Source organism: Paraperlucidibaca wandonensis (genome assembly GCF_042677145.1).
Taxonomy (GTDB): Bacteria; Pseudomonadota; Gammaproteobacteria; order Pseudomonadales; family Moraxellaceae; genus Perlucidibaca; species Perlucidibaca wandonensis.
In genome coordinates this window covers 1,497,562-1,512,847 of record NZ_JBHTIT010000001.1, presented here as the reverse complement: position 1 = coordinate 1,512,847, position 15,286 = coordinate 1,497,562, and the positions used below count along the sequence as shown (strand labels likewise).

General features: G+C 51.6%; 17 protein-coding genes. 12 read left to right on the top strand and 5 right to left on the bottom strand.

What is annotated here, in order from left to right:
* The first annotated feature begins 22 nt into the window (after window positions 1–22).
* Complete coding sequence (locus ACFQ0F_RS07095; RefSeq protein ID WP_379070598.1) at window positions 23–886, top strand: alpha/beta fold hydrolase; 864 nt, start codon at window positions 23–25, stop codon at window positions 884–886.
* Window positions 887–1,017: 131 nt separating this feature from the next.
* The gene (locus tag ACFQ0F_RS07090; RefSeq protein WP_340675612.1) at window positions 1,018–1,338 is read left to right on the top strand and encodes a hypothetical protein; all 321 of its coding nucleotides are present in this window, start codon (window positions 1,018–1,020) and stop codon (window positions 1,336–1,338) included.
* An 86-nt stretch (window positions 1,339–1,424) separates the two neighbouring features.
* Here the strand turns inward: ACFQ0F_RS07090 and ACFQ0F_RS07085 are convergent, their stop codons facing one another.
* Window positions 1,425–2,885 (bottom strand): flavin-containing monooxygenase, encoded by a 1,461-nt coding sequence (locus ACFQ0F_RS07085; RefSeq protein WP_340675613.1) that lies wholly within the window; start codon window positions 2,883–2,885, stop codon window positions 1,425–1,427.
* 142 nt (window positions 2,886–3,027) lie between these two features.
* Between ACFQ0F_RS07085 and ACFQ0F_RS07080 the strand changes: the two genes are divergently transcribed.
* On the top strand, window positions 3,028–3,816 hold the full coding sequence (locus ACFQ0F_RS07080; protein ID WP_340675614.1) for a nitroreductase family protein: 789 nt from the start codon (window positions 3,028–3,030) through the stop codon (window positions 3,814–3,816).
* A 136-nt stretch (window positions 3,817–3,952) separates the two neighbouring features.
* Here ACFQ0F_RS07080 and acnB read toward each other — a convergent pair whose 3' ends face one another.
* Together acnB and ACFQ0F_RS07070 are read right to left on the bottom strand one after the other, a co-directional pair.
* Complete coding sequence (acnB, locus tag ACFQ0F_RS07075; RefSeq protein WP_340675615.1) at window positions 3,953–6,562, bottom strand: bifunctional aconitate hydratase 2/2-methylisocitrate dehydratase; 2,610 nt, start codon at window positions 6,560–6,562, stop codon at window positions 3,953–3,955.
* 192 nt (window positions 6,563–6,754) lie between these two features.
* Entirely contained in the window at window positions 6,755–7,207 is a 453-nt protein-coding gene (locus ACFQ0F_RS07070) for a YhcB family protein (protein ID WP_379070592.1), read from the bottom strand.
* 140 nt (window positions 7,208–7,347) lie between these two features.
* Between ACFQ0F_RS07070 and ACFQ0F_RS07065 the strand changes: the two genes are divergently transcribed.
* From ACFQ0F_RS07065 to ACFQ0F_RS07025, 9 genes are all read left to right on the top strand, one after another.
* Window positions 7,348–8,034: an alpha/beta hydrolase gene (locus tag ACFQ0F_RS07065; protein ID WP_379070589.1), complete on the top strand. Its 687-nt coding sequence runs from the start codon at window positions 7,348–7,350 to the stop codon at window positions 8,032–8,034.
* Entirely contained in the window at window positions 8,000–9,154 is a 1,155-nt protein-coding gene (gene zapE, locus ACFQ0F_RS07060) for a cell division protein ZapE (protein WP_379070586.1), read from the top strand. The genes ACFQ0F_RS07065 and zapE overlap by 35 nt, the downstream gene beginning before the upstream one ends.
* Window positions 9,155–9,381: 227 nt before the next feature.
* A complete protein-coding gene (gene rplM, locus ACFQ0F_RS07055) occupies window positions 9,382–9,810 on the top strand; it encodes a 50S ribosomal protein L13 (RefSeq protein ID WP_340675619.1) in 429 nt (142 codons plus the stop codon).
* Window positions 9,811–9,821: 11 nt separating this feature from the next.
* Window positions 9,822–10,208, top strand: coding sequence for a 30S ribosomal protein S9 (gene rpsI / locus ACFQ0F_RS07050; protein WP_340675620.1), 387 nt, complete (start codon window positions 9,822–9,824; stop codon window positions 10,206–10,208).
* A gap of 235 nt (window positions 10,209–10,443) precedes the next feature.
* Window positions 10,444–11,034: a ubiquinol-cytochrome c reductase iron-sulfur subunit gene (petA, locus tag ACFQ0F_RS07045; protein ID WP_340675621.1), complete on the top strand. Its 591-nt coding sequence runs from the start codon at window positions 10,444–10,446 to the stop codon at window positions 11,032–11,034.
* Window positions 11,035–11,057: 23 nt separating this feature from the next.
* Complete coding sequence (locus tag ACFQ0F_RS07040) at window positions 11,058–12,266, top strand: cytochrome b (RefSeq protein WP_379072131.1); 1,209 nt, start codon at window positions 11,058–11,060, stop codon at window positions 12,264–12,266.
* Window positions 12,266–12,934 (top strand): cytochrome c1, encoded by a 669-nt coding sequence (locus tag ACFQ0F_RS07035; protein ID WP_340675622.1) that lies wholly within the window; start codon window positions 12,266–12,268, stop codon window positions 12,932–12,934. Before ACFQ0F_RS07040 ends, ACFQ0F_RS07035 begins: the two co-directional genes overlap by 1 nt.
* Before the next feature lie 138 nt (window positions 12,935–13,072).
* Window positions 13,073–13,681 carry a glutathione S-transferase N-terminal domain-containing protein gene (locus ACFQ0F_RS07030; protein WP_340675623.1) on the top strand — a complete coding sequence of 203 codons (609 nt, stop codon included), beginning with the start codon at window positions 13,073–13,075 and terminating at the stop codon, window positions 13,679–13,681.
* Between the two features lie 8 nt (window positions 13,682–13,689).
* Entirely contained in the window at window positions 13,690–14,094 is a 405-nt protein-coding gene (locus ACFQ0F_RS07025; protein WP_340675624.1) for a ClpXP protease specificity-enhancing factor, read from the top strand.
* Window position 14,095: 1 nt separating this feature from the next.
* Here the strand turns inward: ACFQ0F_RS07025 and ACFQ0F_RS07020 are convergent, their stop codons facing one another.
* Both ACFQ0F_RS07020 and ACFQ0F_RS07015 read right to left on the bottom strand, forming a co-directional pair.
* The gene (locus ACFQ0F_RS07020; RefSeq protein WP_379070578.1) at window positions 14,096–14,692 is read right to left on the bottom strand and encodes a BON domain-containing protein; all 597 of its coding nucleotides are present in this window, start codon (window positions 14,690–14,692) and stop codon (window positions 14,096–14,098) included.
* Window positions 14,682–15,278, bottom strand: coding sequence for a D-sedoheptulose-7-phosphate isomerase (locus ACFQ0F_RS07015; protein WP_340675626.1), 597 nt, complete (start codon window positions 15,276–15,278; stop codon window positions 14,682–14,684). The genes ACFQ0F_RS07020 and ACFQ0F_RS07015 overlap by 11 nt, the downstream gene beginning before the upstream one ends.
* Between the last annotated feature and the right edge of the window lie 8 nt (window positions 15,279–15,286).

Below are 15,286 nucleotides of genomic sequence, written 5' to 3'. Positions count from 1 at the left end.
TGCCTAGCTCGGGAGCTGGCCTATGTCGTTTTCCGCCCAATTGCTCTCGTGGGAGCGTAGCGGTGATTATCGCGAGCTTAAGGGCCAGCGCCACTTTGTCCACATCGCCGGCACCGGCCCAGCCTTGCTACTGTTACATGGCTTTCCATCCGCTAGCGTTGACTGGGCGCCGCTATGGCCGCAGCTCACGGCACATTTTCGCTGCTACACCTTCGATTTTCTCGGCTTTGGCCTCAGTGCCAAGCCTAAGAAGCACCACTACAGCATCTTCGATCAAGCTGATCGAGTAGAAGCGCTGCTGCGTGCCGAAGGCGTTGAGCACTACCATATTCTTGCTCATGACATTGGCGACACGGTGGCGCAGGAGTTATTGGCGCGTCAGCTCGATGGCAGCGGCCATGGCCAAGTAGGCCGTGTCTGCTTGCTCAATGGCGGGTTATTTCCGGAAACCCATCGCGCGCTACTCACGCAAAAGCTTTTGGCTAGTCCATTAGGCCCTTTAGTTGCACGCCTGATGCGCCGTGAAGTGTTTGTTGATCGCTTGCAGGCGGCATGCTGCCATCAGCTGCCAGATGAGGCTGTGAACGATATGTGGGCCTTGCTGAAGCACAATGATGGGCATTTGCGTATGCCGAAGCTCATTGGCTATATGGCCGAGCGCCAGCAGCAGCGAGCGCGCTGGGTCGGTGCCTTGCAACATACGGCGAGCCCATTGCGTGTGGTGGTGGGTGCCGATGATCCTATTTCTGGTGAGCACATGTTGGCGCGTTACCGAGAGCTGACCACTCAGCCCAATACTCAAGCCTTGCCTGGCCTTGGTCATTACCCGCAAGTCGAGCGACCTGAACAAGTATGGGCAGCTATTTCCCCGTTTTTAATCGACTAAGTGACCTAGTAAATGTGCAATGGTGCCAAAGGCAGCATTGAGCAGATGAGAGGTAGTGCTGTCTAGCCATCTCCGGAGTATGGTTGGTCTATCCGACTAGAGTTGGGTTGAAGTGCCTCGGAGGGATGATTATGTCGCACAACGCCTTTGCTGAGCTGATTCAAGAGTGGGAAGCTCGGCAGTTATTACACCGGCAAAAAGTGCCTATGCAGGTCAGTGTATTCGATACTGATCGCGTTAAAATTCAGGCGCTTGCAGCTGTTTACAATCTCAGCGAGCAAGAGATTATTGCCAGCGTTTTGCATCATGGCTTGTTTGAGCTTGAGACGCGCATGCCTTACCAAAAGGGCACACGAGTAATTCGTGTCGAAGAGGGCGAGGAAATTTTCGAAGACATTGGCATGATGCCGCGCTATATCGCGAAAATTCACGAGCTTACACGCGGCCATTGAGCACTTAGTTTGCTAGATATGTGACTTGCAAAACCTTAACTAAAAAGCCGCTTAGTAGCGGCTTTTTAGTATCTAACGTTATCGGTTTAAGCTTTCTTAAACTGGAAGTGGCGGAAGTTTGGCTTGCGCATGCGCATCCAATATTTCCAGGTGAAACCAGGCCAGATGGTGAAGTTCTTGCCATCTTCATCGATATACCAGCTTTTACAGCCACCTTCGCTCCAGACCATTTTCTGTAGTTCGGCTTGAATGCGCTCATTATAAGCGTCTTGCACCTCGGGCTTGACTGATATCTCAGCGGCACCACGCTTGTCCATCTCATCTAGACAGCTTATGGCATAGCGAATTTGCTGCTCAATCATGAAGATAATCGAGTTATGGCCGAGCGCAGTATTCGGGCCAAGCAACATGAATAAGTTTGGTAAGTCTTTGAGTGTAGTGCCTAAATAAGCACTTAAGCCGCCTTCTTTGGAGCGCGTTTCAATACCATCGCGGCCATACAAATGCAGCGGACCTAATGGGTCCTTGGTATCAAAGCCGGTGCCGCAAATAATGGCATCGACTTGGTGTTCCTGGCCATTGGAATCGATAACACTGTTGGCGCGCACTTCTTTGACGCCAGCGGCGATGACCTTGACGTTATCGCGAGCCAGAGCTGGGTAGTAGTTATTTGAAAACAGCACGCGCTTGCAACCAATGGTGTAGTTGGGTGTTAGTTTTTCGCGCAATTCAGGGTCTTTGATCTGTCTTTTCAGATGCCAACGCGCTAATTTCTCAATCGCCACCATGAGTTTTGGATGCACAAAACCTAGAGCGAATGCTTCGGCCTGCCAGTAAATCCCAGCACGCACTAAATTTTGTGACGCCGGTAAGAAGTTGAATAGTTTTTTCACGCCGGCATTAATGACGCCATCGGGTTTTGGCACCAACCAAGGTGGTGTGCGCTGAAACAGCACTAGCTCATCCACTTTAGGTGCGATTTGCGGCACAAACTGGATGGCGCTGGCGCCAGTGCCAATAACCGCAACGCGCTTGCCTGTGAGGTCGTAGTCGTGATTCCAGCGTGCGGAGTGGAACATTGTGCCTTTGAAATTATCGAGGCCCTTTACGTTGGGCAGTGCAGGGCGGCTTAAACCACCAATGCCGGAGATCACCACGCGCGCGGTATATGCCTTGCCATCCCCTGTTTTGAGTTGCCAGCGCTTATCAGCATCGCTCCAGCGCGCTTCAATCAGCTCGCTATTGCCGCGAAAGTGCGAGTAGAGATCATATTTGCTCGCGCACTTTTTCATATAAGCCAAAATTTCGGCTTGGCCTGAGTAGAAACGTGACCAATCGGGGTTTTGATCGAATGAGTACGAATACATATGTGATGGCACATCGCAGGCGGCGCCCGGATAATCATTGTCGAGCCAAGTGCCGCCAAAGTCGGTCGATTTTTCTAAAATGAGAAAATCGTTACGGCCGGATTTTTTCAGAAAAATGCCCATGCCTAGGCCTGAAAATCCGCTGCCAACGACAATGATATCGTGATGTGGGGTGGTCATAGATAAGACGCCTCAAGGTTAGTAATCCGACAAATGTAAGGTTAGCATGTGGCCATAAAATGTCACGCCATTTGTTCTTCTAGTTTGACAGTAACAATAGGCTTGGCTAGCTTTCCAACACTTTAATATGAAAGAGATAATTATGTCCGCTAAGTCAGCAACAAAATCTAAGCCTGTCGTTGTCACCGCCGATGGTAAATCGCGCTACTACGAGCCTGCGCCTACCGGCATAGATTTAGAGTCATTTCGCCAAGTAGTGATTAGCCGCCGCTCGGTGCGTAAGTTCACCAATAAGCCGATTCCGCAAGCGGTCATGGATGATTGTTTGGATATGGCGTTGCTGGCACCTTGCTCATCAGGCCTGCAGCCGTGGGAGTTTTTCATTGTTCGCTCGAAGGATAAAAAAGCCAAACTAGTGAAAGCTTGCATGAGTCAGCTAGCCGCTAAAACTGCAGCAGAGCTAATTGTTTGTGTTGCTCGTACCGATAGGATTGATGAGTTTTCACGCAAAATGCTGCGTGAGTGGCCTATGCCCGATGTGCCAAAATTAGTGCAGCGTTATTATCAGCTCATTCCGTATAACTACGCGCCAGGCCCGCTTAACAGCTTTGCTATGGTGAAAAAGGCCGCGTTTTCAGTGGGCGGCTTGGTTGCGGCAGTGCCGCGTGGCCCTTATACCAAATCAGAAGTCGATTTGTGGGCAGCAAAAAGCACAGCATTGGCTTGCGAAAACTTAGTGCTGGCGTTTCGTGCTCATGGTTACGACACCTGCATGATGGAAGGTTTTGATGAAGTGCGTGTGCGCAAGCTATTGAGCCTAGGTGATGCCTCATTCCCAATCATGGTTGTGGGTGCGGGCGAACGTGCTGATGATGGCGTGTTTTGGCCGCAGGTACGCTTTGAGCGTGAGCTATTTGTGCACGAGGTTTGAGCAGAAATCAGGCTGGCTATGCTTATTAGGGTGCTGCCTGCCTTGAGGCTAAGCTGATCTAAGTACGCCGTGGGGCAAAACTACGTATAAAAAAGCCCAGCATATAGCTGGGCTTTTTTGTGTATCACTGCGGCTATTATGTCAGCTGAGCGATATCAATTTTACCCGCTGGAGTTGTGTACTCCTCCATCTTGTCAAAGTTCAGGTATTGATAAATCTCGCCTGACATTGATTCGATTTGCTTAGCGTACTCCATGTACTCAGCCACGGTGGGTAGCTTGCCAATAACAGCGGCAACTGACGCTAGCTCGGCTGAGGCCAAGTAGACATCGGCACCTTGGCCTAAACGGTTGGGGAAGTTACGCGTCGATGTCGATACGCAAGTGCTGTTGGGTGCGACGCGAGCTTGGTTGCCCATGCACAGCGAGCAGCCAGGCATCTCAGTACGAGCACCAGCACGGCCATAGATGTTGTAGTAGCCTTCTTCCATGAGCTGATGCTGATCCATTTTGGTCGGCGGGGCGATCCACAATTTCGTGGTCAGCGATCCACCAGGCACTTTGTCGAGCAGCTTACCAGCAGCGCGGAAGTGACCAATGTTGGTCATGCATGAGCCAATGAAGACTTCATCGATCTTAGTGCCAGCAACATCGGATAGCAGCTTGGCGTCATCTGGATCGTTCGGGCAGCAGAGCACAGGCTCTTTTACATCGGCCAGATCGATTTCGATGATTTCGGCGTACTCAGCGTCTTTATCAGCGCGTAGCAGGCTTGGGTTGGCCAGCCATTTTTCCATATTGCCAATGCGGCGCGCGATGGTGCGAGCATCGCCATAGCCATTGGAAATCATCCATTTCAGCATGGTGATGTTGGAGGTCAGGTACTCTTTCACGCTGGCTTCCGACAAGGTGATCGTGCAACCCGCAGCTGAACGCTCAGCAGAAGCATCTGACAATTCAAAGGCTTGCTCGGCAGTTAGGTGCTCAAGGCCTTCAATTTCCAGAATGCGACCGTTGAAGGCGTTGATTTTGCCTTTCTTCTCAACAGTGAGCAGGCCTTTTTGGATGCCGTAGTAAGGAATCGCGTGCACCAAGTCACGTAGCGTGATGCCTGGCTGCATTTTGCCTTTGAAGCGCACTAGCACTGATTCAGGCATGTCTAATGGCATCACGCCAGTAGCGGCTGCGAAGGCCACCAAGCCAGAACCAGCTGGGAAGGAAATGCCCAGTGGGAAGCGAGTGTGCGAGTCGCCGCCGGTGCCGACAGTGTCGGGCAGCAACATGCGGTTGAGCCAAGAGTGGATGATGCCGTCGCCTGGACGCAGCGAAACACCGCCACGGTTCATGATGAAGTCTGGCAGTGTGTGGTGCGTGCCAACGTCAACAGGTTTTGGATAGGCGGCGGTGTGGCAGAACGATTGCATAACCAAGTCAGCCGAGAAACCCAAGCAAGCCAAATCTTTCAGCTCGTCGCGTGTCATTGGGCCAGTGGTATCTTGCGAGCCCACGGTGGTCATTTTCGGTTCGCAGTACGTGCCTGGGCGAACGCCTAAGCCTTCTGGCAGGTTGCAAGCGCGACCGACCATTTTCTGTGCCAGCGTGAAACCTTTTTTGGTGTCTGTTGGCAAGTGTGGCTGGCGGAATAGAGTCGATGCACTAAGACCTAAAGCTTCACGAGCTCGGTTGGTCAAGCCACGGCCGATGATCAAGTTGATACGGCCACCGGCACGTACTTCGTCTAGCAATACCTGTGATTTTAGCTCGAAATTGACGATGACTTCATCGGTGCCGTGCTTGCAGATTTTGCCTTCGAATGGGTAGATGTCGATGACATCGCCCATGTGGAGCGAGTTAACGTCGCACTCAAATGGCAGCGCACCAGCATCTTCCATGGTGTTGAAGAAGATAGGAGCGATTTTGTTGCCGATACAAACGCCGCCATCGCGCTTGTTAGGGATGTGCGGCAAGTCATCGCCAGTGAACCAGAGCACCGAGTTGGTAGCTGATTTACGGCTTGAGCCTGTACCAACTACATCACCAACATAGGCAACTGTGTGGCCTTTAGCTTTCAGTGCTTCGATCTGTTTGATCGAACCAATTTCGCCGGGCTTGTCAGGCGTAATACCATCGCGCGCGTTTTTCAGCATGGCGTTGGCGTGTAGCGGGATGTCTGGGCGGCTCCACGCATCTTGCGCAGGCGACAGGTCATCGGTGTTGGTTTCGCCGGTCACTTTGAACACGGTGACGGTGATTTTTTGCGCAACGTCTGGACGGTTGGTGAACCATTCGCCATCGGCCCATGACTGCATGACGCCTTTAGCGTGGGCATTACCACCCTTAGCTTTCTCTTCAACATCGTGGAAAGCATCAAATACGAGTAATGTCTTTTTCAGCGCAATGGCGGCTTCGGCTGCTAGATTTGCATCATCTAGCAAAGTAACTAGCGGGGCCACGTTGTAACCACCAAGCATTGTGCCAAGCAGATACACAGCGCGTTGCTTGCTGATAAGAGCTGAGTCAGCTTTGCCAGTAGCGATAGCGGCTAAGTAGCCAGCTTTCACATAGGCAGCGGGGTCAACACCAGGCGGAACTCGGTTTTCAAGCAGGTCTACTAAGAAGTCTTCTTCGCCCTTAGGTGGGTTTTTTAAGAGTTCGACTACGGAGGCGACTTGTGCTTCATCTAGTGGTTTTGGGGGTACGCCGAGGGCGGCGCGTTCGGCAACATGCTGACGATAGGCTTCGAGCACAGTGGAGTCCTCTGGAGGGGGCGGTAAAAACTAAACCACCACGATAATCGGCCCACTGAGGCCAATGCACACGATGGTTTAGTGTGAATTCGGTTGAAAATTATAATCTATAGACGCACGAAAAGTAAGGTCGGCACTCGTCCAATCGTCTGAGGCCGACTTGCAGGCGCGCGCCGTATTTTTCAACAAGACTTATTTAAATCCATAACGCTCATCGAGCATGCCCTTATCGAGCGGATCCTTAGTGGCGTAGTCGCGTGGCGGCTCATAATACGAAAAGTCGCCCGACTCAATGCCCGCGTAAGGGTTCGGCTCTTGTGGCTCAGGAGCGGGGCCAGACAGACCAACAAACTGGTTGGCGGGGTTGTCTTCACGAGCGCGCTTAGGGTCATTGCACAGTACTTGTGCCCCCGTGCGTAGGTGCTCATGAATCTCACGATAGCGCTGTGTCATCTCGTTCACTAGCTGTGCCGAGTGCTCGAAGTGGCTGCGCACATCATTTTGATAATTTTCGTGGCGACTTTGCAGATCAGTGAGCAGAGCCTCTAGCTCGTGGCTGCGGTGATCGGAAGTCCGACGTTTCATGTAATAAGCGCCAATTGCAACGCCAATGAAAAAGAATACTGTGCTCCACAACGCCGTCATCTGAACTCTCCCTATCGGCTTAATGCCGAGCTACCACCTAAGCGCGTATTATTCATGCAAATAACAGCGTTGGCGATCGATGTGTGTATCTATACCATTCTCGCCGCTACTTGCGAAAGATCTACGTAGAGGACTTCGGCATGGCCGGTAACGAAAACTCCCCCTTTAAGTACGCTGTCGGTGACCATCGGCTGACACTACCTGGCCCGATGGGCCCGTTACAGGCCATTTTGTCTGTGCCGCCTCATGCCCGAGCAAAATCCTTGGCTGTGCTCTGCCATCCGCACCCGCTATTTGGCGGCACCATGGAAAATAAAGTTATTTTCACCGCTCATAGAGCATGTCGCGATGCCAGCATGGCAAGCCTCAGATTCAACTTTCGTGGTGTAGGCGAAAGTGCTGGTGAGTTCGATCATGGCGCCGGCGAGCAGCATGATGTGCTGGCGGTACTGGCTTGGGCGCAGGCGACGCTGGGTATTGAAGAGCTCACCCTCATTGGCTTCTCTTTTGGTGCTTTTGTGGCTGCTACAGTTTGGGCTAAGGCAACTCAAGCATCTTTGCAGGGGCGCTCGCTGATGCTGATTGCGCCGCCTGTGACGCGGTTTCCGATGGTCGGTTTCCAGTTGCCAAAAGGCACGCGAGTGATTTATGGCAATGAGGATGAGGTTGTCGATCCGCAGGCCATTAGTGACTGGCTGGAAACGCAAAATGCTGAAATAGAGGAGCGTGTGATGACGGGCGCCAGTCATTTTTTCCATGGTCGCTTGACCGATTTACGCGATTGGGTTCGTCATGGCATTGAAGCAGGAGAAGGCCGCAATGGCTGATGTGCAAAACAAAAGTAGCCCTCTTGGGCCATTGCCAAGCTATGAGCTGCTCATCGCACAAGAGGGCTACACCGCTGATCCTGCGCAAAGAGAAGCGGTAGAGGGCTTGCAGCAAGTATTTGATGAGCTTCTTGCGCGCTTTGAGCGTGCTCAGCGCGTGCGAGGCCCTGCGCGGATACGAGAAATTAGGCGTCAAAAGTTGCCAGCCCAAGGTCTGTATTTATGGGGTGGAGTAGGCCGTGGTAAGACTTGGTTGATGGATTTATTTTTTGAGTCAGTGCCATTTCGGCGCAAGTTACGCGTGCATTTTCATCGCTTTATGCAGCGAGTTCATCTTCAGCTGAAAGAGTTGCAGGGCACAAAAGACCCACTCTCGCACGTCGCCGACACCTTGCATAATGAGGCTGTTGTTATTTGCTTCGATGAGTTTTTTGTTACTGACATTGCCGATGCGATGATTTTGGGTGGATTGTTCGAGCGCTTGTTTGTGCGCGGTGTGACCCTTGTGGCCACATCAAATATCGTGCCTGAGCGTTTGTATGAAAACGGCTTGCAGCGCCAGCGCTTCCTTCCTGCCATCGCGCTAGTGCAAGCGCATTGCCGAGTGCTCAATGTGGATGCCGGCATTGATTATCGACTGCGCGTATTAACGCAGGCGGCGCTCTACTACACGCCAGTGGATGATGCAGCTGCACAAGCTTTGCAGGCGCGTTTTAGAGAGCTAACGCTCGGACAGAGTGTGCAGAACTCGCCACTTAATATTAATGATAGGACGGTCGAGGTTCTTTGTCGCAGTGATGATGTGCTCTGGGTTAGCTTTACGGAGCTCTGCGAAGAGCCTAGAAGCGCTCATGACTATATTGAGCTGGCACGTGTTTACCACTCAGTAGTGCTGGTTGGTATTCCTGAGCTGGGTATAGATAACGACGATGCAGCAAGGCGCTTTATCAATTTGATCGATGAGCTTTATGATCGCTGCGTTAATTTGGTGGCATCCGCTGAGCGGCCTATTTTGTCGCTATACTCAGGCGGGCGCTTGAGCTTTGAGTTTGAGCGAACCCAAAGTCGATTGCAGGAAATGCAATCCAGCGATTATTTGATGCGCCCACATCGGCCTTAGGCGTATGGCATGCAGAGCAATCAAGCTTGTTTTGTAGGTCCGAGGCTATGTATATAGCGCGCTATTGCTCACACGCTGACCTAATTAGCGCAGCAATGCCTAGGGTAGTGAAAAAATCTTCAAGCAGTCATTGCCAATAGGCTCGTCCTTGGGTAACATTCGCGACCTCATTGCGGTGACAACATTTTTGGGTTGCCGCACAACTCGATTTTTGAAGGCAAGTTGACATGAAGACTATCAGTGCCAAGCCTGAGACCGTAAAGCGTGAATGGTTTGTGGTTGACGCAAACGGTAAAACGCTGGGTCGTCTAGCTTCCGCTATTGCCGTGCGTCTGCGCGGTAAGCACAAGCCAGAATTTACTCCGCACGTCGACACCGGCGATTACATTGTTGTTGTGAACGCTAGCAAAGTAGCTGTCACTGGCAACAAGGTTCAGGACAAAATGTACTGGCACCACACAGGCTTCCCTGGTGGTATCAAAGGCGTGAATTTCGAGAAGCTATTGGCACATCGCCCTGAAGCTCCTTTGGAAATCGCCGTTAAAGGCATGCTGCCAAAAGGCCCATTGGGTCGTGATATGCTGGCTAAGTTGAAAGTGTATGGTGGTGCTGAGCATCCCCATTCCGCCCAACAGCCGCAAGAACTGAATATCTGAGCGCCTAAGCTATGACAATGAATTACGGTACTGGCCGTCGCAAAACTGCGACAGCACGCGTGTTTATCACTCCGGGTAAAGGCGACATCGTCGTTAATGACCGCCCGTTGGATACTTACTTTGGTCGTGAAACTGCTCGTATGGTGGTGCGTCAGCCACTAGAGTTGGTTGAGCTTCTGACTCAATTCGACATCAAAGTCACCGTTGCTGGTGGTGGTATCGGCGGCCAAGCCGGTGCAATTCGTCATGGCATTACACGTGCTTTGGTGGAATACAACGAAGAGCTGAAATCGCCACTGCGTAAAGCAGGCTTCGTAACGCGTGATGCGCGTGAAGTTGAGCGTAAGAAAATCGGTCTGCGTAAAGCGCGTAAGCGTCCACAGTACTCGAAGCGTTAATCTGCTCGGCGCTAGTCGCCGACGCCGATACAAAAAGCCCGCTTGGTTTACCAGCGGGCTTTTTGCATTTGGTCTATTTTCTGTGTAATGAGCGGAAACTCTGTGTGGATATGGCTTTCTTTATCTTGTCAGTTCCATGCTATTTCATTAACATGTGTGGGCTTTTTCAAGCTCCGCCAGGTACCAGCGCGTGCCTCTAAATGGCGGCCTTAAGCTGATTCGGAGAGTGCGTCTAATGAGTACTGACGGCGTAAATGTTGATCGCCGCCGCCTGCTGATTGGTGCCACAGCTGCTGTAGGTGCTGTGGGCGTCGCAGGGGTAGCAGTTCCCTTTGTAAAATCGTGGAACCCGAGCGCCAAGGCGAAAGCCGCTGGTGCACCCGTCACCGCTGACATTAGTCAGATCGAGCCTGGCCAGCGCGCTGTGTTTGAGTGGCGTGGTAAGCCTGTTTGGGTGGTGCGTCGCACGCCTGAAATGCTGAGAACGCTGTCTACGCACGATAGCAAGCTTAATGACCCAAATTCTGAAGTTGAAACTCAGCAGCCTGCATACGCTAAAAACCCCACGCGCTCAATTAAGCCTGAGTTTTTGGTGTTGACCGGTATTTGCACGCACTTGGGCTGTTCTCCATTATTCCGTCCAGAAGTTGCTGCTGCCGATTTAGGTGCAGACTGGGTCGGTGGGTTCTTTTGTCCATGCCACGGCTCGCGCTTTGACTTAGCTGGTCGCGTCTTTAGTGGTGTGCCGGCGCCAACAAACTTAGTGGTGCCACCTTACCGCTACGTAACAGACTCTGTGATTGTGATTGGTGAGGATACCGTCTGATGGCAAATCTAGGTAAAAGCCTTATGGGCTGGGTAGATGCGCGTTTCCCCGCGACTGAAACCTACGAATATCACATGTCGAAGTACTATGCCCCGAAGAACTTCAACTTCTGGTATTTCTTCGGTGTGTTGTCAATGATTGTGTTGGTTAACCAACTGGTTACCGGTATTTGGTTGACGATGTCTTACAACCCGTCAGGCGAAGGTGCATTTGATTCTATCGAATACATCATGCGTGACGTTGAGTACGGCTGGTTATTGCGCTATATGCACTCCACCGGCGCATCCGCGTTCTTCGTTGTGATTTATCTGCATATGTTCCGCGGCTTGCTTTACGGTTCATACAAAAAGCCTCGTGAGCTGGTGTGGCTGTTCGGTATGGCCATCTACTTAGCGCTAATGGCTGAAGGCTTCTTCGGTTACCTGCTGCCATGGGGCAATATGTCCTATTGGGGTGCGCAAGTTATTCTGAACTTGGCTGGTGCTGTGCCAGTTGTCGGCGAGCAGCTAGTGACTTGGGTTCGCGGCGACTACTTGATCTCTGGCATTACCTTGAACCGCTTCTTCGCATTACACGTGGTGGCGATTCCTCTAGTGCTTGTGGCCTTAGTGTTTATGCACTTGGTTGCATTGCACCATGTGGGCTCAAACAACCCTGATGGCGTTGACATCAAGAAAGTGAAAGGCGAAGACGGTATTCCACTAGATGGCATTGCTTTCCACCCTTACTACACGGTGCATGACTTAGTCGGTATTGTGGTGTTCTTGGCGGCTTTCTCGGCAGTGTTGTTCTTCTTCCCTGATGGCGGTGGCTACTTCTTGGAGCGACCAAACTTCGAGCCAGCTAACCCGCTGAAGACGCCTGATCACATTGCTCCAGTATGGTATTACACCCCGTACTACGCGATTCTGCGTGCAGTACCGTCAAAAATTGGTGGTGTGGTTGCCATGGGTGCGGCGATTGCCATTCTCTTTGTCCTGCCTTGGCTGGATAAGAGCCCGGTGAAATCGATGCGCTATAAAGGCACGCAAAGCAAGATTTGGCTTGGTGTGTTTGTCATCAGCTTCTTAGGCTTGGGCTACTTAGGCGCAGTACCTTCCGATCCTGTTAAAACCGTGATGTCGCAGATCTTGACGATTACTTATTTCTTGTTTTTCTTACTCATGCCGTTCTATACGTCCATGGAGAAGGTAAAACCTGTGCCTGATCGCATTACTGGGGGATCACACTAATGAAAAAGTTGATCATGGCTCTTGTCTTGTCGATAGCACCGGTTTGGGCTTTCGCCTCGGCTGGTGGCGCCTGCGGTGAGCTGCACGAATGCGAAGTAGCACCGATCAATTTGCACGATAAAGCATCGTTGCAGAAAGGCGCTCAGCTTTTTCTAAGCTACTGCTCAGGCTGTCATAGCGCGAAATACTTGCGTTACGAGCGAATGTCACAAGATTTAGACATCGACCCTGCGTTGGTTGAAAAGTACATGATGTTTACTAGCGATAAAATCGGCGATCCGATCAACTCGCACGTGAGCCCGAAAGATCAAGCCAAATGGTTTGGTAATGCGCCGCCTGATCTGTCTTTGGAAACACGTTTCCGCTCGCCAGACTGGGTCTATACCTACTTGCTTAACTTCTATCCAGACGATAAACGTCCATGGGGTGTAAACAACCACGTCTTTAAAGATGTTGGTATGCCTCATGTACTACAACCGCTGGAGAAAGAGCTAGGTCCTGAAGGTTATGAAGAAGCTATGGGCGACCTGGTTAACTTCATGACGTATATGGCTGAACCTTCGCGCACCACGCGTGAAGCCATGGGTTTTTGGGTGTTACTGTTCTTGGCAGTGCTCTTTATTCCCGTGTACTTCCTGAACAAAGAGTTCTGGAAAGACGTTAAATAATCCCACATCGGCATTTGCCGGCTGTGGTCTTGAGCAGAAGGGCGCGCGCTTTACGGTGCCGCCCTTTTGCTTTTGCGCTTCTGAGTGGAGCGCTTGCTAGGGGGATTTAAGATGGCGACGGTTACACGACGCGCTTCAATGACTTTTTATTCGGAAGCGGCGGATCATTACAGCCACCGCGTACGCTTTGTGTTGGCCGAAAAAGGTGTTTCAGTCGATGTAGTGAGTGTTTCTGCAGGCAATCGCCCAGCCGATTTAGCAGATTTGAACCCGTATAACGAACTGCCGGTATTGGTCGATCGTGACTTATCGCTTTATGAAACCAAAGTCATGATGGAATACCTTGACGAACGCTTTCCACACCCACCATTGCTACCGATTTATCCGGTTGCACGTGCGCAGGCTAGATTATTGGCTTATCGCATTGAGAAAGATTGGTGCTCGCAAGTCGATGCCATTTTGTCGGGTAAGTTGAAGGATGCGGCTTTACAGAAAGCGCAAAAAACACTTCGCGATAGCTTGATTACGGTTGCCCCGATTTTTAACGAGATGCCTTTCTTCATGAGCGAAGAGTTTTCTCTGCTCGATTGCATGTTGGCACCAATCTTATGGCGCTTGCCGGCAATGGGTATTGAGCTGCCAGAGCGCTCATGCAAAGGCATGGTGCGTTATATGGGGCAGATCTTCCATCGCGATGGCTTCTTAGCCAGCTTGACCGATGTTGAACGCGATATGCGCCGAGGCTGAAACCAGTGATGCAGCTGAAAGGAACGCGCCCTTACTTTATTCGTGCCATCTATGAGTGGTTAGTCGATGCCGACTTTACGCCATACTTATTGGTCGATGCGTATTGGCCGGGCTGCGAGTTGCCCCAACAATTTGTTGAGGATGGCCGCATTGTGCTTAACGTCATGCCATCGGCTGTGCGCGACTTAGTTTTGGGCAATGAAGCGGTGTTGTTTTCAGCGCGTTTTGGCGGCATGCCAATGGCGATACAAGTGCCAGTGGGTGCAGTGCTGGGCATTTATGCAAAGGAAAATGGCGAAGGTCTATTTTTCGAAGCTACGGAATACTCGCCCGAGCCACCGCCTATTGCTGAAGCTGAGCCTGCAATAGAAAAAGCCGCGAAGCCGCGGCCTTTTCTCAGTGTGGTGAAATAGCTTATTGAGCGTTCGGCTCACCAACTATTTCCAGCACTTTCACAATCCGTGTCACGCCATCGAGCGCCTGCAGGCGCAAAATGGCGCGATCGGCTTGGCGCTGCGTCAGTGCGCCCATCAAATACACCGTGCCATTTTTGGCGACAATCTTGGTTTGCGAGCTAGGCACATTATCGGCTGTGGCTAAGGTAAAGCCGGCCTTTCTTTCCAGCATGTCATCGCCCGCCCGATCTAGCAGGCCGCGGTTCACTGCCACTTCTAGCTCATTGTGTACTGAGCGTACGTCTTTATAGCTCTTCGCGATTTGCGTAATGCGGCTTTTAATTTCAGCGCTCTGCACTTCGCCAACGATCAATATGACCTGATAAAACGATTCAACTTGGATGCGACCATCGCGCGCGGCTGGAATGTCGCGGAAAATATCGCGAAGAACGGCTTGCGATAGGCTTATATCAGTTAGTGAAAGCGCCGTTGTGCGCGTGCCAGGGTCTGCGATGCCAGGGGCAACGCCCATTTTGGCCAGCGTGGTACAGCCTGAAAGTAACGCAGTGCTAACGATGGCAGCAGTCAATATGATTTTCATGGGTTTAATAAGCAAGGTCTGGATCTCCAAATAAGGCTGTGTCGATTAAGGCGCAGCAGCAATGCAAAGTAAAGAGTTGCGCTTCATGCACTCGGTAGCTGCGATGGTCTGGGATTTGAATCAATACATCACGCTCGCTAAGTAGACGCGCAATTTCGCCACCGCTGGCGCCGGTGAGTGCAATCACCGGGCAGTTTCGCTCTTGAGCAGCATGCACGGCGGCAATGATATTAGGGGCGGTGGCGCTGGCAGATAGCACCACCAAGACATCACCAGTTTGCGCGATGGCGAGAAATGGCCGCGAAAATGATTCGGTGAGGCGGTTGTCCTGTGCTAAAGCGCTTAGCGTGATGCTATCTGGAGCCAACGCTAATGCTGGTAGGGCGGGGCGCTCAGGGTCAAAGCGATTGAGCAGCTTGCTAACAAAAATCTGTGCGTTGGCGCCTGAGGCGCCGTTGCCGCAACTGATGATCTTGTGCCCATTCACCAAGGCATCGACCATAACCATAGCGGCTTGCTCGATGGCGGGGCTAGCTTCTTCAACGAGCTTGGCTAGTGTGCTCATGGCATCGTGGCCGAGTTGGGCAATGCGTGCTTGCATGATTCATC